The sequence below is a fragment of the Sphaerisporangium sp. NPDC005289 genome (assembly GCF_040607455.1).
In the GTDB taxonomy this organism is placed as follows: Bacteria; Actinomycetota; Actinomycetes; order Streptosporangiales; family Streptosporangiaceae; genus Sphaerisporangium; species Sphaerisporangium rhizosphaerae.
The window spans coordinates 39,787-59,502 of the sequence record NZ_JBEXGS010000033.1 but is presented as its reverse complement, the minus strand read 5'-3'; the positions used below and the strand labels follow the sequence as shown (position 1 = coordinate 59,502).

At 70.9% G+C, this 19,716-nt stretch carries 23 protein-coding genes; 14 read left to right on the top strand and 9 right to left on the bottom strand.

Going from position 1 to position 19,716, the window contains the following annotated elements; all coding sequences use genetic code 11:
- Nucleotides 1-25 precede the first annotated feature (25 nt).
- The 5 genes from ABZT47_RS36930 to ABZT47_RS36910 form a co-directional block, all read right to left on the bottom strand.
- Nucleotides 26-538 (bottom strand): TetR/AcrR family transcriptional regulator, encoded by a 513-nt coding sequence (locus ABZT47_RS36930; RefSeq protein WP_354852714.1) that lies wholly within the window; start codon nucleotides 536-538, stop codon nucleotides 26-28.
- A 213-nt stretch (nucleotides 539-751) separates the two neighbouring features.
- Complete coding sequence (locus ABZT47_RS36925) at nucleotides 752-1,360, bottom strand: hypothetical protein (protein ID WP_354852648.1); 609 nt, start codon at nucleotides 1,358-1,360, stop codon at nucleotides 752-754.
- Nucleotides 1,361-1,561: 201 nt separating this feature from the next.
- Nucleotides 1,562-2,959: a ricin-type beta-trefoil lectin domain protein gene (locus ABZT47_RS36920; protein WP_354852647.1), complete on the bottom strand. Its 1,398-nt coding sequence runs from the start codon at nucleotides 2,957-2,959 to the stop codon at nucleotides 1,562-1,564.
- A 156-nt stretch (nucleotides 2,960-3,115) separates the two neighbouring features.
- On the bottom strand, nucleotides 3,116-3,469 hold the full coding sequence (locus ABZT47_RS36915; protein ID WP_354852645.1) for a hypothetical protein: 354 nt from the start codon (nucleotides 3,467-3,469) through the stop codon (nucleotides 3,116-3,118).
- Between the two features lie 140 nt (nucleotides 3,470-3,609).
- Complete coding sequence (locus ABZT47_RS36910; protein WP_354852643.1) at nucleotides 3,610-5,451, bottom strand: ricin-type beta-trefoil lectin domain protein; 1,842 nt, start codon at nucleotides 5,449-5,451, stop codon at nucleotides 3,610-3,612.
- Nucleotides 5,452-5,664: 213 nt separating this feature from the next.
- Here ABZT47_RS36910 and ABZT47_RS36905 point away from each other — a divergent pair, with 213 nt between their 5' ends.
- The 7 genes from ABZT47_RS36905 (at nucleotide 5,665) to ABZT47_RS36875 (ending at nucleotide 11,396) form a co-directional block, all read left to right on the top strand.
- On the top strand, nucleotides 5,665-6,411 hold the full coding sequence (locus tag ABZT47_RS36905) for a lytic polysaccharide monooxygenase (protein ID WP_354852641.1): 747 nt from the start codon (nucleotides 5,665-5,667) through the stop codon (nucleotides 6,409-6,411).
- Nucleotides 6,412-6,674: 263 nt separating this feature from the next.
- A complete protein-coding gene (locus ABZT47_RS36900; RefSeq protein WP_354852640.1) occupies nucleotides 6,675-7,001 on the top strand; it encodes a PadR family transcriptional regulator in 327 nt (108 codons plus the stop codon).
- Nucleotides 6,998-7,354 carry a DUF1048 domain-containing protein gene (locus ABZT47_RS36895; RefSeq protein ID WP_354852638.1) on the top strand — a complete coding sequence of 119 codons (357 nt, stop codon included), beginning with the start codon at nucleotides 6,998-7,000 and terminating at the stop codon, nucleotides 7,352-7,354. The genes ABZT47_RS36900 and ABZT47_RS36895 overlap by 4 nt, the downstream gene beginning before the upstream one ends.
- A 1-nt stretch (nucleotide 7,355) precedes the next feature.
- Entirely contained in the window at nucleotides 7,356-7,682 is a 327-nt protein-coding gene (locus ABZT47_RS36890; RefSeq protein WP_354852636.1) for a DUF1048 domain-containing protein, read from the top strand.
- Between the two features lie 417 nt (nucleotides 7,683-8,099).
- Entirely contained in the window at nucleotides 8,100-9,707 is a 1,608-nt protein-coding gene (locus ABZT47_RS36885; protein ID WP_354852635.1) for a serine/threonine-protein kinase, read from the top strand.
- 190 nt (nucleotides 9,708-9,897) lie between these two features.
- Nucleotides 9,898-10,581, top strand: coding sequence for a DUF998 domain-containing protein (locus ABZT47_RS36880; protein WP_354852633.1), 684 nt, complete (start codon nucleotides 9,898-9,900; stop codon nucleotides 10,579-10,581).
- Between the two features lie 359 nt (nucleotides 10,582-10,940).
- On the top strand, nucleotides 10,941-11,396 hold the full coding sequence (locus ABZT47_RS36875; RefSeq protein WP_354852631.1) for an STAS domain-containing protein: 456 nt from the start codon (nucleotides 10,941-10,943) through the stop codon (nucleotides 11,394-11,396).
- A 141-nt stretch (nucleotides 11,397-11,537) separates the two neighbouring features.
- On the opposite strand, the gene vanY-N is transcribed toward ABZT47_RS36875, so the two are convergent.
- Entirely contained in the window at nucleotides 11,538-12,104 is a 567-nt protein-coding gene (gene vanY-N / locus ABZT47_RS36870; RefSeq protein ID WP_354852629.1) for a D,D-peptidase/D,D-carboxypeptidase VanY-N, read from the bottom strand.
- A 191-nt stretch (nucleotides 12,105-12,295) separates the two neighbouring features.
- Between vanY-N and ABZT47_RS36865 the strand changes: the two genes are divergently transcribed.
- From ABZT47_RS36865 to ABZT47_RS36845, 5 genes are all read left to right on the top strand, one after another.
- Entirely contained in the window at nucleotides 12,296-12,970 is a 675-nt protein-coding gene (locus ABZT47_RS36865) for a response regulator transcription factor (protein WP_354852627.1), read from the top strand.
- 7 nt (nucleotides 12,971-12,977) lie between these two features.
- A complete protein-coding gene (locus ABZT47_RS36860) occupies nucleotides 12,978-14,540 on the top strand; it encodes a HAMP domain-containing sensor histidine kinase (protein WP_354852625.1) in 1,563 nt (520 codons plus the stop codon).
- Nucleotides 14,537-15,049 carry a hypothetical protein gene (locus ABZT47_RS36855; protein WP_354852623.1) on the top strand — a complete coding sequence of 171 codons (513 nt, stop codon included), beginning with the start codon at nucleotides 14,537-14,539 and terminating at the stop codon, nucleotides 15,047-15,049. The genes ABZT47_RS36860 and ABZT47_RS36855 overlap by 4 nt, the downstream gene beginning before the upstream one ends.
- A 187-nt stretch (nucleotides 15,050-15,236) precedes the next feature.
- Nucleotides 15,237-15,551: an alpha/beta fold hydrolase gene (locus ABZT47_RS36850; protein ID WP_354852621.1), complete on the top strand. Its 315-nt coding sequence runs from the start codon at nucleotides 15,237-15,239 to the stop codon at nucleotides 15,549-15,551.
- A 9-nt stretch (nucleotides 15,552-15,560) separates the two neighbouring features.
- Nucleotides 15,561-16,106 carry an alpha/beta hydrolase gene (locus ABZT47_RS36845; RefSeq protein ID WP_354852619.1) on the top strand — a complete coding sequence of 182 codons (546 nt, stop codon included), beginning with the start codon at nucleotides 15,561-15,563 and terminating at the stop codon, nucleotides 16,104-16,106.
- Between the two features lie 98 nt (nucleotides 16,107-16,204).
- Here ABZT47_RS36845 and ABZT47_RS36840 read toward each other — a convergent pair whose 3' ends face one another.
- Nucleotides 16,205-17,071 carry a LysR family transcriptional regulator gene (locus ABZT47_RS36840; RefSeq protein WP_354852617.1) on the bottom strand — a complete coding sequence of 289 codons (867 nt, stop codon included), beginning with the start codon at nucleotides 17,069-17,071 and terminating at the stop codon, nucleotides 16,205-16,207.
- Between the two features lie 81 nt (nucleotides 17,072-17,152).
- On the opposite strand from ABZT47_RS36840, the gene ABZT47_RS36835 reads away from it, so the two are divergent.
- Nucleotides 17,153-18,409: an MFS transporter gene (locus tag ABZT47_RS36835; RefSeq protein WP_354852616.1), complete on the top strand. Its 1,257-nt coding sequence runs from the start codon at nucleotides 17,153-17,155 to the stop codon at nucleotides 18,407-18,409.
- 36 nt (nucleotides 18,410-18,445) lie between these two features.
- Nucleotides 18,446-18,832 (top strand): VOC family protein, encoded by a 387-nt coding sequence (locus tag ABZT47_RS36830; protein WP_354852615.1) that lies wholly within the window; start codon nucleotides 18,446-18,448, stop codon nucleotides 18,830-18,832.
- Here ABZT47_RS36830 and ABZT47_RS36825 read toward each other — a convergent pair.
- Together ABZT47_RS36825 and ABZT47_RS36820 are read right to left on the bottom strand one after the other, a co-directional pair.
- Nucleotides 18,766-19,032 (bottom strand): epoxide hydrolase N-terminal domain-containing protein, encoded by a 267-nt coding sequence (locus tag ABZT47_RS36825; protein WP_354852614.1) that lies wholly within the window; start codon nucleotides 19,030-19,032, stop codon nucleotides 18,766-18,768. The two genes, ABZT47_RS36830 and ABZT47_RS36825, sit on opposite strands and share 67 nt — an antisense overlap.
- Nucleotides 19,029-19,448 carry a hypothetical protein gene (locus ABZT47_RS36820; protein WP_354852612.1) on the bottom strand — a complete coding sequence of 140 codons (420 nt, stop codon included), beginning with the start codon at nucleotides 19,446-19,448 and terminating at the stop codon, nucleotides 19,029-19,031. The genes ABZT47_RS36825 and ABZT47_RS36820 overlap by 4 nt, the downstream gene beginning before the upstream one ends.
- Nucleotides 19,449-19,716 lie beyond the last annotated feature (268 nt).

The window sequence follows — 19,716 nt, the reverse complement described above, 5'->3', positions numbered from 1 at the left end:
GCGGTTCCACTCCGTGGAGCGGCCGTCACGGCAGGCGCAGGCCGGCGATGAGGAGGCCGGCCAGCCGGCGCGCGTCGTAGCGGGGATCGGTGTCCGCGCCGATGCACAGGTTGCCGACGCCGCGCATGAGCTCGTAGGCGTCCACGTCGGCGCGGATCTCGCCGGCGGCGGCCGCGGCGCGGAGCAGGCCGGCGCACACCGGCACGAGCCGGTCGAGGAAGTAGGCGTGCAGCGCGTCGAACCCGGCGTCGTCGGAGCGCAGCACCGCTGCGAGCCCGTGCTTGGTGACCAGGAAATCGACGAACCGGTCGATCCACGCCCCGAGTGCGGCGTGCGGGGTCGGGCCGGCGGCCAGCAGGGCCGGACCGGCCTCGGCGCACACCTCGACCTGGTGCCGGTAGACGGCGATGATCAGATCGGCCCGCGTCGGGAAGTGGCGGTAGATCGTGGCCACGCCGACCCCCGCCCTGGCCGCGATGTCGCGCACCGGCGCCTCGACCCCCGAGGCCACGAAGGCCGCCGCGGCGGCGTCGAGCAGCGCCGCCTCGTTGCGCCGGGCGTCGGCCCGCTTGCGCGGGGCCGTGCGCGCCGCGTCCCCGTGATCTCCGGCGTTCCCGTGGTCGCCGTCGCCCTCGTTCACCGTGCCGTTCCCTCCACTACCGCGCTCACTTGACTTACTTTGTAAAGGAGGCCGCTCGGACACACTGCAAAGAAATCACCATTAAAACCACAGCAACGAACGGACCCATGATCAGGCCTGATGCCAGTCGTGGCGTTCGAGGAAGGTGTGGTCGCCGGTGGCGTAGTCGGTGAAGGACTCCTGCAGGGCCTTCAGTCCGGTGACGTGGGTGCGCAGGAGCAGGTCGCGCGGGCTGTCCTTGAACTCCAGCTCGTATCCGCCGGGTTCGGGGGAGACCTGGAGGAAGTGCCGGCCGAACACGACCAGGGCGGCGAACGGGTTCTGCGCCGAGAGGGTGGCAAGGACGTCCGACACCAGCCCCAGATCGGGGTCGGTGATGACCATGCCGTCGCCGGTGTGCAGTTGCATCTCGCGGAAGGAGCCGGTGGGCGCGAGGTTGTGCACCAGGTGGCGCTGGGGGTCGTAGCAGACCAGCCCGCACGCGCGGGCCAGGGCGAACGCGGTTCGCGCGACCTCGTCGGACCTGTCCAGGCCGACGGTGACGACGGCGTGCGCGGGGGAGGCGGCCTCGGCCTCGGCCAGGCCCCCGGCGAAGGCCGCGACTCCCGGGTGGGGCCGGACGGCCGTGGTGTCGCCGCGGCCGAGGGCCGCGTGGACCTCCCTCGCGCGTTCCCTGGTGATCGGCTCGGGTTCGTGCCAGGCGGTCAGGACGAAGTTCATGCTCTCCATGGTCCTCTACCCGGCGTGGTGCGCGGACGCTCCGTCCCGCCGCCCCCGCGCCAGGGCCGTGGTCGCGATGAGCCCGCCGCTACGGCCCGCGGGGACGGGAAAGGCCCGGCGGGGACGCTTTGTGGCGTGCCGCCGGGCCGGGCGGCCGCCGCCATCGGTGTGCGTGACGGCGGCCGCGGTCGGACGGGCCGGTCAGAAACCGGCGGTGATGCGGGTGAAGTCCCAGTTGTTCTGGGAGACGCCGCTGCAGGTCTCCGACACCCCGCCGCCCGGGCAGGGACGGTCGCGGTTGACCGACCAGAAGGCCAGGCGGGTGAGGCCCTTGGACTTGGCCCAGTCGCGGATCTGCGTCCAGGTCCCGGTCGAGGTCACCTCCTGCTGGTCGGACAGGCCGTTCATGCCGGAGATGCCCATGTGCGCGTAGGCCTGGGCGTCGGTCCAGCCCCAGGCGCTCTTGAGGGCGTTCTTCAGCCCTTCGGAGGCGTTGACGGTGCTCTGGTACATGTTGGCGCCGCCGCCGAAGTCGAACGGCATGATCGTGTAGTTGTCGATGGGGACGTTCAGCGCCCTCGACTGGTTGATCAGGCGGATGCCGTCGCCGCTGGGGCCGCTGGTGCCGGTGCCGAAGGTGAGGACCACCTTGACGTTCGGGTTGTTCTGCTTGACGATCTTGAGTCCGCCGAGGATGCGGTCCTGGACGGTGTAGTTGGAGAACTCGTCGGTGTTCTCGATGTCGAAGTCGACCACGGCCGGGCCGACGGCGTTGATGACCTGCTGGACGGCTCCGGCGAAGGCGCTGGAGGAGGAGCAGTTGGGGCCGAGCTTGTTGCCCGACCAGCCGCCGAAGGACACCTGGACGCTGCCGCCCGCGCCCTTGACGGCCGAGATCGTCTGCGCGTCGGCGCCGCCGGTGAGCGGGCGCGAGCCGTCCCACATCGGCGTGCAGCCGCCGCCGGAGAGGATGAAGGCCATGGTGAAGGACTTCACCCCGGTCGCGCTCATGACCGAGGTGGCGCTCGGCGGGCTGCCCCAGCCCATGTAGAGGTAGGGCGCGCCGGCCATCTTGCCGGGGGTGGGCGGCGGGGTGGTGCCGCCTCCGGGGAGGGTCCACTGCTGGTTGGCGCCGGCGAAGCAGTCCCAGATCTGCAGGGGCGTGCCGTCGGCCGAGCTCGGGCCGGTGGCGTCCAGGCACTTGCCGAGGGCGCGCAGTGTGCCGTCGCTCTGGGCGGTCCAGACCTGGGCGGCGCTGCCGTTGCAGTCGTAGAGCTGGACCTTGGTGCCGTTGGCGCTGCTGGCGGCGGCCACGTCCAGGCACTTGCCGAGGGCGCGGATGGTGCCGTCGGAGCCGGTGGTCCACTGCTGTGCGGTGGTGCCGTTGCAGGTGTACAGCTGCACCTGCGTGCCGTTGGCGCTGGAGGCCGCGGCGACGTCGACGCACTTGCCGCCGTAGCCGGTGATCTGGCCGGTGGCCGCCGAGGCGGGGATCAGGCCGGTGGCGAGCAGGGGCAGCGCCGCGGCGGCGGCCACCGTGAGCACCCGGGAACGGAGTCGGGAGGGGGAGCGGAAACGGCCGGAGTGTTCCGGATTCATGGGGGGTGTCGCTTCCTTCGTGCGTGGGGGGAGGTGCCGTGTTCTGTGCTGTTCCTGTGGTCGTGCGGGGATGGAGGCGAGGGGGATCTCGCCCGGGGCCGGTCCTTCCTTGCGCTTCGGGTGGGCAGCCCCGAAACTCTTAGGAAGGTTTCTTGTTTAATGAGAGGATTCAACGCCCTGCGGCCACTTGGAGTCAAGAGGCTCGTTGCCGCCGAGGTAGGGGACTATGGGGGACCGGAATACGAGCGCTCCGGAGGAGGACCAGAGATGACCGCCGCACGAAAATTCGCCGACGCCGGATCCCTGACCCCGGTGATGCGGGAGGTCTTCGGTTCCGACCGCCGCATCGCGGGCGTCGACCGGCTGCTCAACGGCAGCAAGAAGGGCGTCTACCGGGTCACGCTGGACGACGCCACGAGCACGATCGTCTATGTCTGGAACGCCGACGAGGACTACTGGGACGGGCTGCTTCCCGATGGCCACGACGACCCGTCGAACCCGTTCGCCCACGCCTCCGGCATCTCCCTCTTCGAGCGTCCGCGACGTGCGCCGCCCCGGAGTGATCCGGCCGGCGAGGGGTGGCGAACACGTCCCGGATCACCTCGGCGCGGATCGCCGTGGCATGTCTCGCTCGCATTCCGGCCTCACTCCTACGGAGACCACTTCTGGTTGGCGGCGCCCGTGCAGTCCCAGATCTGCAGGGGCGTGCCGTCGGCCGAGCTCGGGCCGGTGGCGTCCAGGCACTTGCCGAGCACCCGCAGTGTGCCGTCGGAGGCCGCCGTCCACTGCTGGGCGCCGGTGCCGTTGCAGTCGTAGAGCTGGACCCTGGTGCCGTTGGCGCTGCTCGCCCCGGCCACGTCCAGGCACTTGCCCAGCGCCTGCAGGCTGCCTTCGACGCCGGTGGCCCACCGCTGGGCGGCGCTGCCGTTGCAGGTGTACAGCTGCACCTGCGTGCCGTTGGCGCCGGAGGCCCCGGCGACATCGACGCATTTGCCGCCGTAGCCGGAGATGGGCCGGCCGCCGGCGAAGGCGGTGCCCGGCCAGGTGAAGGTGGCCGAGGTGCGGGTGGGCAGGGTGTAGGTGAACGACTGCCCGGCCCAGGTGACCTTCACCGACTGGGCGCTGCCGGTGGTGTTGTAGGCGATCAGCGCCTTGGAGCCGTCGGGGTTGCGCCAGGCGACGTTCTTCACCGCCGAGCCGGCCGTCGAGGCGATGCGGTAGGCGCCGGGCCTGACGAACTTGGTGAGGTGGCCCATGGTGTAGTACTCGATGGTGTAGTCGACCTGGCCGTGACGCGCGTCGCCGTTGTGCACGGTGACCAGCCCGGTGCAGACGTCGCAGCCGCCGTTGTGCGGGTTGTGGGCCTGGTCCATGGCCAGCCCCCACTTGATCCAGCTGCGGTCCCAGTTGCGGGTGTAGTCGATCAGGTTGTTCATGTCCTCGCGGTGCTGGTCGCCGATCCAGGTGCCGCCCGAGTGCTCGGTCATGTACGCGTTGACGTTCGGGTACTGGTCGTGCACCGTGCTCTGCGTGCCGACGTCCCCGCCGTAGCCGTGCCAGGCGATGCCGCCGAACAGCGGGTCTTCGCGGATCGCGGTGTCGGCGAGCAGGGGAGCGCCCCAGGTGTTCCAGCCGTCCCAGTTCCAGTCGTGCACGAGGGTCTTGGTGGTGATCCCCGCGGTCCGGAAGGCCGGCCACAGTGCGCTCTTGATGAAGTACTGCAGCCCGGAGGCGTTCCAGTTCATCGAGGGGTATCCGGCGCAGCAGGTGGGCTCGTTCTGCGGCGTGACGTAGTCGATGCGCACGCCTTGGGCCTGGTATGCCGAGATGTACCGGGCGAAGTACTCGCCGTACATGCCGTAGTACTGCGCCTCCAGCCAGCCCTGGCTCCAGGCGTCGTTGTCCTTCATCCAGGCGGGCGCGCTCCACGGCGAGGCCATGACCTTCAGTGCGGGGTTGAGCGCCTTGGCCTGCTTGGTCAGCGGCACGATGTCGGTCAGGTCGTGGGCGATGGAGAAGCCCGACAGGTCGCAGCAGGTGTCGTCGTAGGAGTAGCTGGAGCGGGCGAGGTCGGAGGAGCCCATCGGGTTGCGCAGGAAGCCCAGGCCGATGCCCTGGACGGGGTCGAACAGCCTGCGCATCACCGTGTCGCGGGCGCCGGCGCTGAGCACGCCGCTGCTGTTCAGCAGCCAGGCGGCCGAGTCGGTGACCGAGGCGCCGCCGCCTTCGAACTGCTGGTAGGTGGTGTTCTCGTCGACGGTGATGGTCTGGGCGGCGCCGGGGCTGGTGGCCGTGAAGGCGATGGGCGCCTGCTGTTGCAGGCCGCGGGTCACCGTGCGGCCGGCGGCGTCGGAGGTGGTGGTGAGCCAGACGTTGACGGTCTCACCGGCGGCCTGGGCGGGGGTGGCGCCGGCGACGTTGAGCGCGGTGCCGGCCAACAGGAGTACGGCGGGCAGCGCGAGACGAGCTCTGCGGAATGGAGGCAGGGGCATGGGCCGGTCTCTCTCGACGGGGGAGCGAGGGGGGTTTCGCCCGTACGGCCCTGCCCGGCGGCGCACGGCGTGGTGTGCCAGTGGTAACACGGGGCTCAGGGGGAACGCAACGCGTGCGGGCCTTGACATCCGCCCTCACCGTCACCGTCCTGGGCCTTTACTCTTAAGAAAGTTTCTTTTATGTTTGCCGCACCCCCAGCGAAGGAGTCCGGCATGCGAAGAACGATCTTGGTGGTGGTCACGGCGTTGATGACGGCCGGGATCACGGTGTTCGCCGCCTCGCCCGCCCTGGCCCACGGGTACGTGAACTCGCCGCCGAGCCGGCAGGCCATGTGCGCCCAGGGGCGAGTCACCGGCTGCGGCGACATCATCTACGAGCCGCAGAGCGTCGAAGGCCCGAAGGGGCAGCGCAACTGTCACGGCGGGGTCGCGCGCTTCGCCCAGCTCAGCGACGACGGCAAGTCGTGGCCGGCGACCTCCGTCGGCTCCACGGTCACCTTCAACTGGGTGCTCACCGCCCGCCACGCCACCAGCACCTGGGAGTACTACATCGGCAACACCCGGGTGGCGGTGTTCGACGACGGGGGCCGGCAGCCGGGGGCGACCGTCTCGCACACCGTGAGCCTGTCCGGCTTCAGCGGCAGGCAGAAGGTCCTGGCCATCTGGAACATCGCCGACACGGTGAACGCGTTCTACTCCTGCGTCGACCTGCAGATCGGCGGCGGCGGCAACCCGCAGCCGACCCCGACCCCGACGCCCACGCCGACCCGCACGCCGACGCCCACTCCCACCCCGACTCCGACGACTCCCGCGCCGGGCGGCACGTGGGCGGCCGGCACCGCGTACGCGGTGGGCGCCCAGGTGACCTACGACGGCCTGCGGTATCGCTGCCTCCAGGCGCACACGGCACTGGTGGGCTGGGAGCCGCCGAAGGTCCCGGCCCTGTGGCAGAGGGTCTGACCCCACCTCCACCTGACCCCTTGCGGGCGTCGCGTCCGATGGCGGGCGCGGCGCCCGCAGGCGTGCGCCCGGGGGGCACCGCCGGGTGGGGCGGCGCCGGGCACATCGGCGTCGGGCGGCGTGCGCGCGCCGGAGTGCCAGGCCCGGCCGAGGGCCGCCTGCGAGCACGCCTCGGAGATCAGGGCCCTGCCGGTTCACTACTCTGTGGTACGTTGTAGTGGTACTTGGTAGTACCGAGTACTGGATACCGAAGAGGACTCACGGTGGACGACCTGACGGAGATGCTGAAGGGCACGCTCGAGGGCTGCGTGCTCGAGATCATCGACAGCGAGGAGACCTACGGGTACGCCATCACGCGCCGGCTGAACGAACTCGGCTTCGCCGACGTCATCGAGGGGACCGTCTACACCATCCTGTTGCGCCTGGAGAAGAACGGGCTCGTCGAGGTGGCGAAACGACCGTCCGAGCTGGGGCCGCCGCGCAAGTTCTTCGCACTCAACGACGCGGGGCGCGCGGAGCTCGCGACCTTCTGGGCGAAGTGGGAGTACATCACATCGCGGATCGACAAGCTCAGAGAGGGCGGGAGATGAACCTCTGGGAGACCATGACGGGCAGCGATCTGACCAGGGAATGGAATGCCTTCGAAGTCCGGGCCGAGGCGTTGCCGGCCGACCACCGGGCGGCGTGGGAACAGATCAAGTGCCATCTATTCCCCTATGGGGACTTCACCGGCCGAAACCTGATGCCGATTCTCGACGGTGCTCTGGGGCTGCTCGAAGAGACGGCGGCCGATGGGCAGAGCATCCACGAGGTGCTGGGTGAGGACATCAAGGGCTTCTGCGCGGCCCTGGCGGGCGGGCAGGGGGCTCGGAGCTATCGCGACCGGTGGCGCGAGCGGTTGAACAGGAAGATCGCCAGGAAACTGGGCCGGCTGGGAGGCTGACGTGGGCATCCACGACATCATCGAGGGCAAGAGGCAATGGCGGGCGCACATGGCCCGGGTCAAAGCGCTCCCGCCCGACTATCGGATCGTCTACAAGGAGATCCAGAGGTACCTGTTCAAGGTCGGAGCGTTGGACCTGACCGACGGATCCCTGTTCTCCGGCATCCTCGACTTCTTCCAGGAGGGCGTCGCGGCCGGCAGGGGAGTCCTGGAGCTCATCGGCGACGATGTCGCCGCCTTCTGCGACGAGCTGATCAAGGACTCGCGCACCTACGCGGACATCCATCAGGAGCCCACCGGCGGGCAACCCGGCACGGCAGGGAAGTGACATCCGCCGGCCGGGGTGCTGATGGAGTTCTCCGATCGGTGGCCGGACCATCGGCCCCCGTGCCGTTCTCAGAACTGGGCCGCGACTCCCGGCAGCGCTTTGATCTACAATGTAAAGGCGCTGGATATGTACAACCATCCATGAACTCCCCAGATAAACCAACCCGCAACGACGAACCGACCCTTGCGACTCCTGGGCGCCGACGCATTCGTGCGACAGGTGGGTCCCGTCGGCGTGTTGTTCAGAGGAAATCACCTGGGCCTGCGGGCTGGGCCTGCGGGAACGATCAATATTCGTGACCTGCGGGGAGGGGGCGGCCGTCGCGGTGTTCACGGTGATCACGGTGATCAATAGTGTTGCCAGGCCGTTGTGATGTTGTGGTGAGTGTGCGCGCCCTATTGGGGTAGCGATGGGCTCATGGCCGATACTTGTAGCTCCGGACGTGTGGTCGCGGGACGTTACCGGCTCCTGGAACCCCTTGGGCAGGGTGGCATGGGAGTCGTGTGGCGCGCCGTGGACGAGCTGCTGCTCCGCGAGGTGGCGGTCAAAGAGCTGCTCGGCTCGGCGGAGCTGACCCAGCCGGAGCGGGAGATCTTCACGACGCGGACCTTCCGCGAGGCGCGGGCGGCCGGGCGGCTGAGCCATCCGGGCGTCGCGGCCGTCTATGACGTCTTCGAGGACGACGGCCATCCGTGGATCGTGATGCAGCTGGTGCCCTCGCGGACGCTCGGGGCGATCGTCCGTGAGGACGGCGCGCTGCCGCCGCGGCGGGTCGCCGAGATCGGCCTGCAGGTGCTGGCGGCGCTGACGGCCGCGCACAAGGCGGGGGTGCTGCATCGGGACGTCAAGCCGGACAACGTGCTGGTGACGGCGGACGGCAACGCGGTGCTGACCGACTTCGGCATCGCGACGCTGGAGGAGGACTCGCCGGTGACCAGGACCGGGACGCTGGTGGGGACGCCGGCGTTCATCGCCCCGGAGCGCGCGCTCGGGGGGCGGGCCGAGCGGGCGTCGGACCTGTGGTCGCTCGGTGTGACGTTGTACTTCGCGGTCGAGGGCAGGTCGCCGTTCCAGCGGGGGCACATGCTGGCGACGCTGGCCGCGGTGCTGTACCAGGAGGCGGCGCCGTTCCAGAGCGCGGGGGCGCTGGCTCCGGTGATCGAGGGGCTGCTGGTGAAGGACCCGGCGGTCCGGATGCGGGCGCCTGAGGTGGCCCGCCTGCTGGGCGAGGTCGCGTCCGGTCGTGCGACCGAGCCGGTGGGGGTGCCGACCGCCGTGTCGGCCCCGATGCCGATCCCGGAGGCGGGCGCGGGTCCGGTGCGGGGCTCGACGTCGGGGACGGGTGTGGTGTCCGGTCCTGGGGGTCTGCCGCGGCCCATGGCGATGGCCGGCCGGGCCTTGTCGCCGGAGGCGGTCTCCCTGCCGGCGCCGCGCCGCCTGTTCGCCGCGGCGGGTGCCACGCTGTTGCTGGGCGGGCTGGTCGTCGGAGGGCTGGCCTATCTGCGTCCTGCGGTCGATCAGGGGATGGCGGCGGCGCCGGAGGCGGTGCGGGTGACGGTGGCGCCGTCCCGGCCTGTCGCGGAGGAGCGTGGCACCGGCGGCGAGCGGGTTGCGGATCGGACGGGGGAGGGTGCCGGTCGTGCGCCGGGGGGTCGTGGGAGTGCGGGCTCGCGGGGCGGGGCGGCGCGCCCGGAGGCGGTGTCCCTCTTGGGCGGGGGACGGCCGGAGGGGGTGCGGTCGGTGAAGAAGGCGCCGGGAGGTCCGTCCGGCGCCGGGCGGACGAAGAAGCACGGTGAGGCGAAGGGGCCTGGTGGGGGGAAAGGGCCCGCTAAGGAGAAGGGGTCCGGGAAGGAGAAGGGGTCCGGTAAGGGGAAGGGTGAGGGGGGAAAGGGCGGCGGCGCGAAAGGCAAGGGCTCCGCGCGCAAGCCCGATAGGCCTGGTATTCCGGGTATTTCCGCCATTTCTGGCAAACCGGCCAAGGCTGGAGAGAAGGCCAGAGGCGGGGCAAAAGGGAAGTTCCACTAGCGCCTGAACGTGCGCCCCGGCGGTTCGACCGCCCTTTTCCCGTTGAAGGTCGATCGAGCATCTGGCGCTTCGATCGTGTTGGCCGTACGTTGCAATTCCGGGTCAGGCCGACGATTGGAGCGACGGGATGGCTCTTGGTGAGTCCGGTGCGAGTGCGCGGCGTTCCGGTGGGGCGGTTCGGCCGGAGCTGGTGGCGTTCGGAGTGGTCGGGCCGCCGCTGTTCGTGGCGGTGTGGCTGCTGGAGGGGTCGGTGCTCCGCCCTGAGGGGTACAGCGCGCTGCGGCATCCGGTGAGTTCGCTGGCCATCGGCGAACTGGGGTGGATCCAGGTGGCGGACTTCCTGATGGTGGGTCTGTCGTTGCTGGTGTTCGCGTTCGCCCTGCGGCCGGCGATGCGGCTCTACGGGGGCGGCCTATGGGTGCCGTTGCTGGTCGCGCTGGCCGGATTGGGTCTGGTGGGTTCGGCGCTGTTCACCACCGATCCGTGGAGTGGATATCCGCCGGGGACGCCCGCGGTGCCGCAGGGCGCGGCGGCGACGATCCACGGGACGTTGCACGGTGTGTTCGGGACTCCGGTGTTCCTGGGGTTGCCGGTGGCGGCTCTGGTGGCCTGTTACCGGTTCGCCAAATCGGGGCATCGGTGGTTCGCCGTCTACAGCGCCGCGTCGGCGGTGGTGTTCCTGGTGGGGTTCGTGCTGGCGTCCAAGGCGTTCGCGCAGGATCCCGGGCTGGTGGCGGTGGGCGGGCTCTTGCAGCGCCTGACGCTGGTGGTCGGGATGGCGTGGTTGACCGCGCTGGCGGTACGGGTGCTGCGTGATTCGCGGGGTGGCGAGGTGCGTGACCCGGACGGCGGGGCGGTGCGGGCCGCCGGGTGAGGCCGTGGTGCGGCGACGGGGCGCCGCGTGATCCCAGGGGTGCCGCGCGGTGCGGGGCCCCTGGGTAGGGGGGTACGGCGCGGTCCGAGTGCCGGGGTGGTCTCCGGGGTGGCGCGGCCGGGGCGGTGGTGCGGGTTGGCGTCCGGGGCGGTGGTGCGGCGGTCTTGGGCCCAGGGCGCTTGAAGGGTGGGGCAGGTGGGGCTGTCAAGTTGGGGGCTTTGCACTTTTGACGGCGGTCTGGTGTTGATGAGGGATTCTCGACCATTCCGGGGCGTTGGCGGGTCGGCGACGTTACCGGCCGGTTGACCTGGGACGGGTAGCGTTCGTACCTACATCCCGAATCGGATGAAAGGGCACAGATGGCCGCACAATTCGAGGTGTCCATCGCCTACCGGCCACCCGTCGTCCTCCTGGTGCTGGCGGGGGAACTCGACCTGGCCACGGCGGACATCCTGGTCGCGAGCGCCAAGGATCTGATCGGCCGCGGACACGCGCACCTGGCGCTGGACGTCACTGACCTGCGCTTTTGTGACTCGACCGGACTGGAGGCCATGATCGCGGCGAGTGAGCGGACGGCGGGCGCCGGTGGTTCGCTGCGACTGGTGGGCGTCCGGGGCATCCTGCAACGCGTCCTGGAGGTCACCCGGCTGGAGCATCCCTTCCGGCCCGACCTTGACGGCCGCCCGGGGGACTGGTCGGCGACCGCGCCGTCTCCGGTTCCGTCCGCGCGCCCTGTGACGCCGCCGCGCGTGTACGCCAGGGCGCTGGTCGGTCGCGCCCGTGAGACGACTCCGCGGGCCCCCTCGGCGGTGTGAGCCCCGGCCGCCGCGCCGTGCCCTCCGGCCGGACGATCCGGAGCGTCCATGATCAGCGCGGGCCGGTCGTGCCCGCCGGATCTCTTTCCGGGGTTTCGGGCGCGAGCCTGTCGAGGTACCCGAATGGCACTGGGCCGGCTGCTATATCCGCTCGTCGTCGATGTGGCCGGCGCCGGGGTGGGGGTGTCGTCGGGGCGGAATGCCGCCGCATTCGGGGCGGTGCTCGAAGTGCCACCACTCGTTGTCGTAGATGCGGTACAGATCGTAGCGGGCGCCGTGCCGCTCCAGCCAGCGCGCGCCTTCGTGGGGGCGCACGTCCAGCGCGATGCCTTTGACGTGGGGTGATTGCGCCGGTGGGAGCACGAGTGTTCGCGGCGAGGGGTGGGAGCCGCAGCGGCGCACCTGTTCGTCGAACATCCGTTGCTGGACGAGGGGGTCGCGGTATCCGGAGGTGAGGCCGATGATCTGGCCGTGACGCCAGAGCGCCTCGGTGCGCGCCGCGGTGAACGCGGCCATGGCGCCGTCGGTGAGGCCGGTGAGATCCTCGGCGGGGAACCGCATGCTCAACGCCCAGCGGCAGGCCAGTTCGCGGGCGCGGCCGGGCCGGCGGGCGAACGCCGCGGGTAGCAGCAGCGCGGCGAGCACCAGCGTGACCACGGCGAACAGCCGGTCCCGGGGCCGAGGGGGGATCGTGTGTGGTTGGTTCATGGACGACTACGATTGGCGCCGAATGTGCCCGCGTTGTGCGCCGAATGTCATGGTTGGTCGACGGCGGCCGCCGTCGGCGCGACGGTGACACGACCATGACACGGCGCGGACGAGGCGGGGACACGGCCGGTCGAGAGTGGATGGAGTTGACCGGCGGGCGAGTTACGGAGCGTGCGGTGAAACTCGGCGGGGTGTCGCGAGTGCTGTTGATCGAGGATGACCCGGCCGTGCGGGAGGGCCTTGAACTGGCCCTGACCCGGCACGGGCACCGGGTGCGGGCGGTGGAGTCCGGCGAGCAGGGGCTGGACCGGCTGCGCACCGACCTTCCCGACGCCGTCGTGCTCGATCTGATGCTTCCCGGCATGGACGGGTTCGAGGTCTGCCGCCGCATCCGGGCCGCCGGGGAGGTGCCGATCATCATGCTGACCGCGCGCGGCGACGACATGGACGTGGTGGCCGGGCTGGAGGCGGGGGCGGACGACTACGTGGTCAAGCCGGTGCAGCCCAGGGTGCTGGAGGCGCGCATCCGCGCGGTGCTGCGGCGGATGGGCCGCGACCAGGCGGAGCTGGAGCGGCACGGGGAGCTGACCATCGACCGGGCCGGGCTGGTGGTCACCAACCGCGGCGTGCCGGTCAGTCTCGCCCCGACCGAACTGCGCCTGCTGCTGGAGCTGTCGGGCACGCCGGGCCGGGTGCACAGCCGCCAGCAGTTGCTGGAGTCGGTGTGGGAGCACGGGTATTTCGGCGACTCGCGTCTGGTGGACGCGTGCGTGCAGCGGTTGCGCGCGAAGATCGAGGACGACTCGGCGGCGCCGGTCTACGTGCAGACGGTGCGTGGGTTCGGGTACCGGTTCGGGCCGGTGTGAGCCGCCGGTGGCACCTCGACCGACCTTGGGGCTGCGTGCCCGGCTGCTGTTCGCCTTCGCGCTGCTGTGTGTGGTGACCGCGGCGGCGGTGGCCGGCGGGATCTACGTCCAGGCTCGCAACGACATCCTCCAGCGGACCCAGGATGCCGCGGTGCAGGTCATGACGAGCCGCCTGCAGGCGCTGTTCCCGTTGCGGAACCCGGCGCCAGGCCCGGCCGAGCTCGGCGAGATCGCCCGCGCGGTGACCGACCAGTACAGTTCCGCGGTCGCCGTGTACCACCAGGTGCGCTCGCCGGTCGTGCCGCTGCCGGGGCGGCTGGGGCCGGTGGGAGACGCGCCGCTGTCGGACTCCGGGGTGAGGGCGCCGCGGCCCGGTCCGCCGCCGGAGGGCAGGCCGGAGGGCAACGCGCCGATCCTGGATCCGGGGGTGATTCCACCGCCACTGCGGCGGGCGGTGGCCGGCGGTGACGTCGCCTGGCAACGCGTGGTGTGGCGGGGCGCGCCCGTGCTGCTCATCGGCACGCCGTTGCTGATCGTCGAGCCGGACGGGCCGGCGCGGCCGTCGGGCATCGAGGTCTACGCCGCGCGCAGCCTGCTCGCCGAACAGCGCAGCATCGACGAGCTCGCCGCGCGGGCCTGGCGCACCGGTGGGGCGACCCTGGCGTTCGCGGTGGTGCTGGCGTTGCTGGCCACCCGTGGCGTGCTGCGCCCGGTGCGTGAGCTCGGCCGGGCGGCGCGCCTGCTGGGCGAGGGGGAGCTGCGGGCCAGGATCGCGGTGCGCGGCTCCGACGAGCTGGCCGAGGTGGCGCGCACGTTCAACGACACCGCCGCGGAGCTGGAACGGCACGTCACGCAGTTGCGCGAGATGGAGGCCGACGCCCGCCGGTTCGTGGCCGATGTGTCGCATGAGTTGCGCACCCCGCTGGCCGCGCTCACCGCGGTCGCCGACGTTCTGGAGGAGGAGGCGGCCGGGCTGCCCGAGCCCGCGGGCAGGGCCGCCCGGCTGGTCGGCCAGGAGACGCTCAACCTCACCGCGCTGGTCAACGACCTCATCGAGATCAGCAGGTTCGACTCCGGCGTGGCGGCCCTGGCGCTGAACCAGGTCGACGTGGCCGAGCTGGTGCGTGCCACCCTGCGGGTACGGGGGTGGTCGGAGTCGGTGCACTCTGAGCTCCCGTCCGGGGTGTCGGCGCGGCTGGACCCGCGCCGAGTGGACGTCATCCTGGCCAACCTGGTCGGCAACGCCCTGCGGCACGGCGAGCCGCCGGTGTCTCTGCGGCTGTCCGCCGATGCGCACTGGATCGCCGTGGAGGTCCGTGACCACGGACCGGGGCTGGAGGAGGCGGTGCTGCCGCACGTGTTCGACCGGTTCTACAAGGCCAGCGCGGCCAGGGCCAGGTCCGAGGGCAGCGGTCTGGGTCTTGCCATCGCGCGGGAGAACGCGCGCCTGCACCGGGGCGACCTGACCGTCGTCAACGCCGTCGACGGCGGCGCGGTGTTCACGGTGCGTCTGCCACGCCGGGCGCCCGATCCCGACCCGGCGCCCGACTCCGACCGGGGCTCCGAGTGAGGGCCGGGCCCCCGCGCCGCGTGCTCGCCGCGGGCCTGGTGTCGCTGGTCGCCGTGGCCGGGTGCGGCGTGCAACCCAGCGACGTCATCCCCGCCGGCGACCCGCCGAGCGGAGCCGTCGAGCCGATCGCGGCGGTCACCCTCTACCTGGTGAGCAACGGCCGGGTCAGCGCGGTGACGCGGCCCGGCGGCCGGCTGTCCCAGGCCGACACCCTCGCGCTGCTGGCGGCCGGGCCGACCGCGAGGGAACAGGCGCACGGACTGACCAGCGACGTCCCGCCGCAGGCCGGCCCGTTCTCGGTGACCGCCGAACCGGCCGGCCGCCTGGTGGTGACCTTGTCCACTCCGGCCGGCGAACTGTCCCGCCTGGCCGTGGAGCAGATCGTGTGCACGGCGGCCGCCACGGTGCCGCAGGGCCCGGTCGAGGTCACCGTCGCCGGGCGGAAAGAGCCGGCCCCGAGCACGTGCGCGCCTTTGACGCCGTCGGTGAGCGGGACGCCGTCGCCATAGCTGTCGTGGGCTCGGCAACGTATCGGTGAAGGGTGAAACAGGGGAATGAAGGCCAAGGCGTGTTTTCGGCGCTGGTCAACCGTCTCGTAGGTAGCGTTGGAGCGCTTGCTCTGGGGCCGGGCGGGCGGCGCGAACGAGCCGCGGTCCACCCGGGCCGGTACGGCCGCACGAATTCGGGGGTCAGACCATGCCGTTCTCCAGGCCGACCGATGGTTTCCGCCTGCACTACCTGCGTTCCGGAGAAGGGCCGCCGGTGGTCCTGGTACACGGCAGTCCGGGCGACAACAAGGAGTACTCCAAGCTGCTGCCCCTGCTGACGCCCTTCGCCGACGTCGTCGTCCCCGACCTGAGGGGCTTCGGCAGGTCGGACAAGCACCTGAAGGACGTGGGCAACGCCTACGCCCTGTCCGGGCAGGTGGACGGCGTCATCGCCCTGATCGACGAACTCGGCGTCAGCGACGCGGTGTTGTGCGGATACGACATCGGCAGCTTCACCGTTTAGACGATCGCGGTGAAGCGCCCCGACCTCGTCAGATCTGTGGTGATCGCGCCGCCGGCGCTCGGGGTCGGCCGTCGGATCCTGGAGGAGAAGGCGGTCAACGCCTTCCTCCACGCGATCCTCTACAAGACGAGGCTGGTAGAGGACCTCATCGACGGCAGGCCCGATGCCGTGCGCGCGGCGCTGAGGGAGAGCCTGGTGAACTGGTCGGCTCCCGGCTCCGACGTCGTGGGCCAACTGCTGGACCATCTGACCGAGAACCACTCCGCCCCGGGCGCTTTCGTGGCCGGCATCATGTGGTTCCGGTTCCCGGAGGGGAACCCCATCACCTATTACGCCAACGAGCAGAAGCCGGATCTCGCGGACAGGTTCTCCACGCACATCACCATTCTCTGGCCCGACAAGGACCCGCTGTTCCCGCAGGAATGGAGCGACAACCTGTCCGACTTCTACAGTGACCACACGCTGCACCTGTTGGAGAACGCCGGGCACTTCAGCCCGCTGGAGGCGCCTGACGTCTGGGCCGAGCATGTCCTGGAGCGCGTGCGTGAGGCATAGCAGGAAAACGGCCGGTCATCGAGTGCGGTGATGATGAGGAGGCAACGCGCCGAGGTGTGGGCGGATGTCGGCGATGCCGGGTGCGGTCAGGTGCCGCGTCAGGTCCTCTGTTGGATCAGCTCCAGGAAGGCCGTGGCCGCCGGGGAGGGCCGGTTGTCCCAGATGAGGTGCTCCATTCGGGTGGGGGCGTCGCGCAGGCGGATGAGGCGCAGGTCGGGGAAGCGCGAGGCGTAGGCGGCCGGGAGCATGCCGACGCCGAGGCCCTGCCGTACCAGTTCGACCATGAAGTCGGCGGAGGACACCTCGAAGGGCACCTCGCGCCGCACCCCCGCGGCCGCGAAGGCCTGGTCGGACTGTGCCCGCCCGGCCGCGCCGGCGCGGAAGTCGATGAACGGCTCCTCCGCCAGGCTCAACAGGTCCACCTCCTGCTCCGCCCGGTGGTGGTCGGGCGCGACCACGGCGACCAGTTCTCCCGCGCCGAGCCGGCGGCCTTGGACGCCCTTCGGTTCGGTGTGGGGCGGCAGGCCGAGGAAGGCGACGTCGACGCGGCCTTGGCGGACACCTTTGATCAGGTCGTCGCTCCCCGCCGAGGTGAGGGTGATGCGCACCCGCGGATGGCGCCGGCGGTAGTCCTTCAGGGCGGCCGGCAGGTCGACGGCGGTCACCGTGGGAATGGCGCCGACGGCGAGCCGCCCGCGGATCTCCCCGCCGGCGGCCGCGACGTGCGACCGCGCGCGGTCCGCGGCCTCCAGGCACTCGCGGGCAGCGGGCAGGAACGCCTCTCCGGCCGGTGTCAGCCGCACGCGGCGGCTGGTGCGCTCGAACAGCCGGGCGCCCAGTTCCCGTTCCAGAGCGGCGATCTGATGACTGAGGGCCGACTGCACGACCCGGCAGCGCTCGGCCGCCCGGGTGAAGTTGCGGGTCTCGGCGACCGCGAGAACGTACCTCAGCTGCTGCAGCTCCATCCATCCATGATGGATCGCGATCGATCACGATGACAAGTATGTGTTGGACTCATCGGTCGATGGTCGAGCACCCTTGAACGCATGATGGTGACACTGAAGAAGACGGCCGTACACGCGGGAGGCCGGTATCCGGCCCTGAGATCATGGCTGGGGGTCTCGGCGATCACGGCCAGCCTGTTCGTCTTTCTCACCACCGAGTTGATGCCCGTCGGCCTGCTCACTCCGGTGAGCGCCGGCCTCGGCATATCGGTGGGGGTCGCCGGGCTGATGGTCACCCTGTACGGCGTCTCGGCCGGCCTGGGCGTCCCCTTCATCGTGGCGGGCACCAGGCGCGTCAACCGGCGGGTCATGCTGTCGGTCCTCCTGGCGATAATGACGCTGGGGAACCTGGTCACCGCCATCGCGCCGAACTATCCCCTGGTCCTGGCGACCCGGCTGATCATGGGATTCGCCAACGGCGTGTTCTGGGCCATCGGCGTGAGCATGGCGATGCGCCTTGTTCCCGGACGCCACGCGAGCAGGGCGGCCGCGGTGGTGATGTCCGGCATCTCGGTCGCGACGGTCGTGGGCGTACCGCTGGGTACGGCCCTGGAGAGCCTCACCGGCTGGCGCACCACGTTCCTCATCTGGGCCGGCCTGGGCGCGCTGGTGCTGGCCGCGGTCCTCGCCATGGTCCCGTCGCTGCCCTCGGCGAACGCGGTCTCGGTGCGGGAGGTCTTCGCGCTCCCGGTCGGGAACGCGCCGCTGCGCCTGGTGCTGTGCACCGTCGTGCTGTTCGTGCTCGGCCATTTCGGCGCCTACACCTTCGTGCGCCCCTACCTGGAGGACGGCGCCTCCGCCACGCCGCTGTTCGTCACCGTGGTGCTGATGCTCTACGGCGCCGGAGGCGCGGCCGGGAACCTCCTGGCCGGACACGTGGTGAGCAGGAACCCCCGGGGCTGGTTCATCGCCGGCTGCGCGGGTCTTGTGGCGTCCCTGCTGTCGCTGCTCACGATCGGTCACTGGCGGGCCGGTGCGGTCATCTCGCTGATCGCCTGGGGAGTCTGCTTCGGCGTGGTCCAGCTGTGCCAGCTCACCATGACGCAGGCCGCCGCGCCCGAGGCCTTCGAGGCGGCGATGTCGCTCAACACCATGGCCTACAACACCTCCATCGCGCTCGGGGCGCTCTTCGGCGGGCTGCTGGCCGATCATCTGGGTGTGGCGAGCGTCGTCTGGTTCGGCGTGGCGCTGACGGCGGCCGCGGCGCTGCTCACGCTCGGCGCCCGCCGGCGGATCTCACCCGCCGTGCCCCGCGACGCGCCGGCCGCCGGCGAACAGACCGGATCCCTCCAGCCGTGAACCACCCATCAGCACGTCCAGAAAAGGAGATCGCCGATGCGCGTGACGGGCTTCGATCACCTGGTGCTCAACGTGAGCGATGCCGAGCGGGCACTGGAGTTCTACTCGGGAACGCTCGGGCTCGCACAGGAACGGGTCGCCGCGTGGCGGGCGGGCCAGGCGCCCTTCCCGTCGGTGCGGGTCGACGCCGGCACCATCATCGACCTGGTGGAACGCCCGCGGGGCGAGTCCAACGTGGACCACATCTGCCTTGTCGTGGATCCGGTGGACTGGCGGCAGGTGATCGAATCCGGCGTCCTCACCGTGCTGGAGGGGCCGGTCCGCCGGTTCGGCGCGCGCGGAGACGCGCAGGCGATCTACGTGCGGGACCCCGACGGCAACACCGTCGAGCTGCGCTGGTACCCCGAGGACGCCGGGCGGTAGCCCCCGCCGGGGCGGGGGACGGTGCGCCAGTACGCGGCCGGTTCCTTCGGATACGCCGGCGGAACGCCCTGCGGCCGGCCGGGAACGGTGGCCTCGTCCGGCCACCGGGTGGCGTCGCGGCGCGCGGCCAGGCCGTCCAGGGCCGCGTGCGGAACGTCGAGCTCGAAGGGACGGACCAGCGCGTGCGCTTCCACGGTCATGCCTGGTCCTCTTCGTCCGGCTCGCCCGCCAGGGCTCGTGCGGCCGCGACGTCGTCGTCGTCCCAGCCCCAATGCCCCGGGCTGTGGTCTCGCTTGGCCTGCTCATCGATCCACCGGTTATGGGTCTCCCAGGCCGCCTGCTTGCTGGTGCCCAGCGCGGCGCCGATCTGGGCCCACGATGCCCTGGCCCGGCGTGCGGAGCGGACCGACAGCTGGCGGCCGTAGACGGCCTTACGTGCGATCACCTCGCTCAGCGCGAGCATCTCCAGGGTCTCCTCACCTGTCAGCGGCACCGCGTCGGTCACACCATCGTCGTCATCTGCGGCCGCGAGGGCGTCGCGCGTCCTCAACGCCTCATAGCGGGCGACCGCGGTCAGCAGCGTGAAATGGCGTTCAAGGTCGTCAGGGGTCGACATGCCTCCGAGTCTCGCGTCAAGCCACCCTGACGTCAAGTTGCCCTGACGAAATAGGCGTGCATTCCTCGGTCCGAAGCTCATCGGCCGGGAACTCGACCGCCACGACACCCTCCGGAGAAAGATCGGCAAACCGATCCACGAAGGTGTCGGCGGGTGATAACTCCAGGTCAAGCCGTCACAGACAGCCCCGGACGCTCAGCGCACGATCTCGTGGGTGTGTTCTCGACCCCCTGCCCGCACCCCCGAACAGGACCCGAGCGGACGCGAG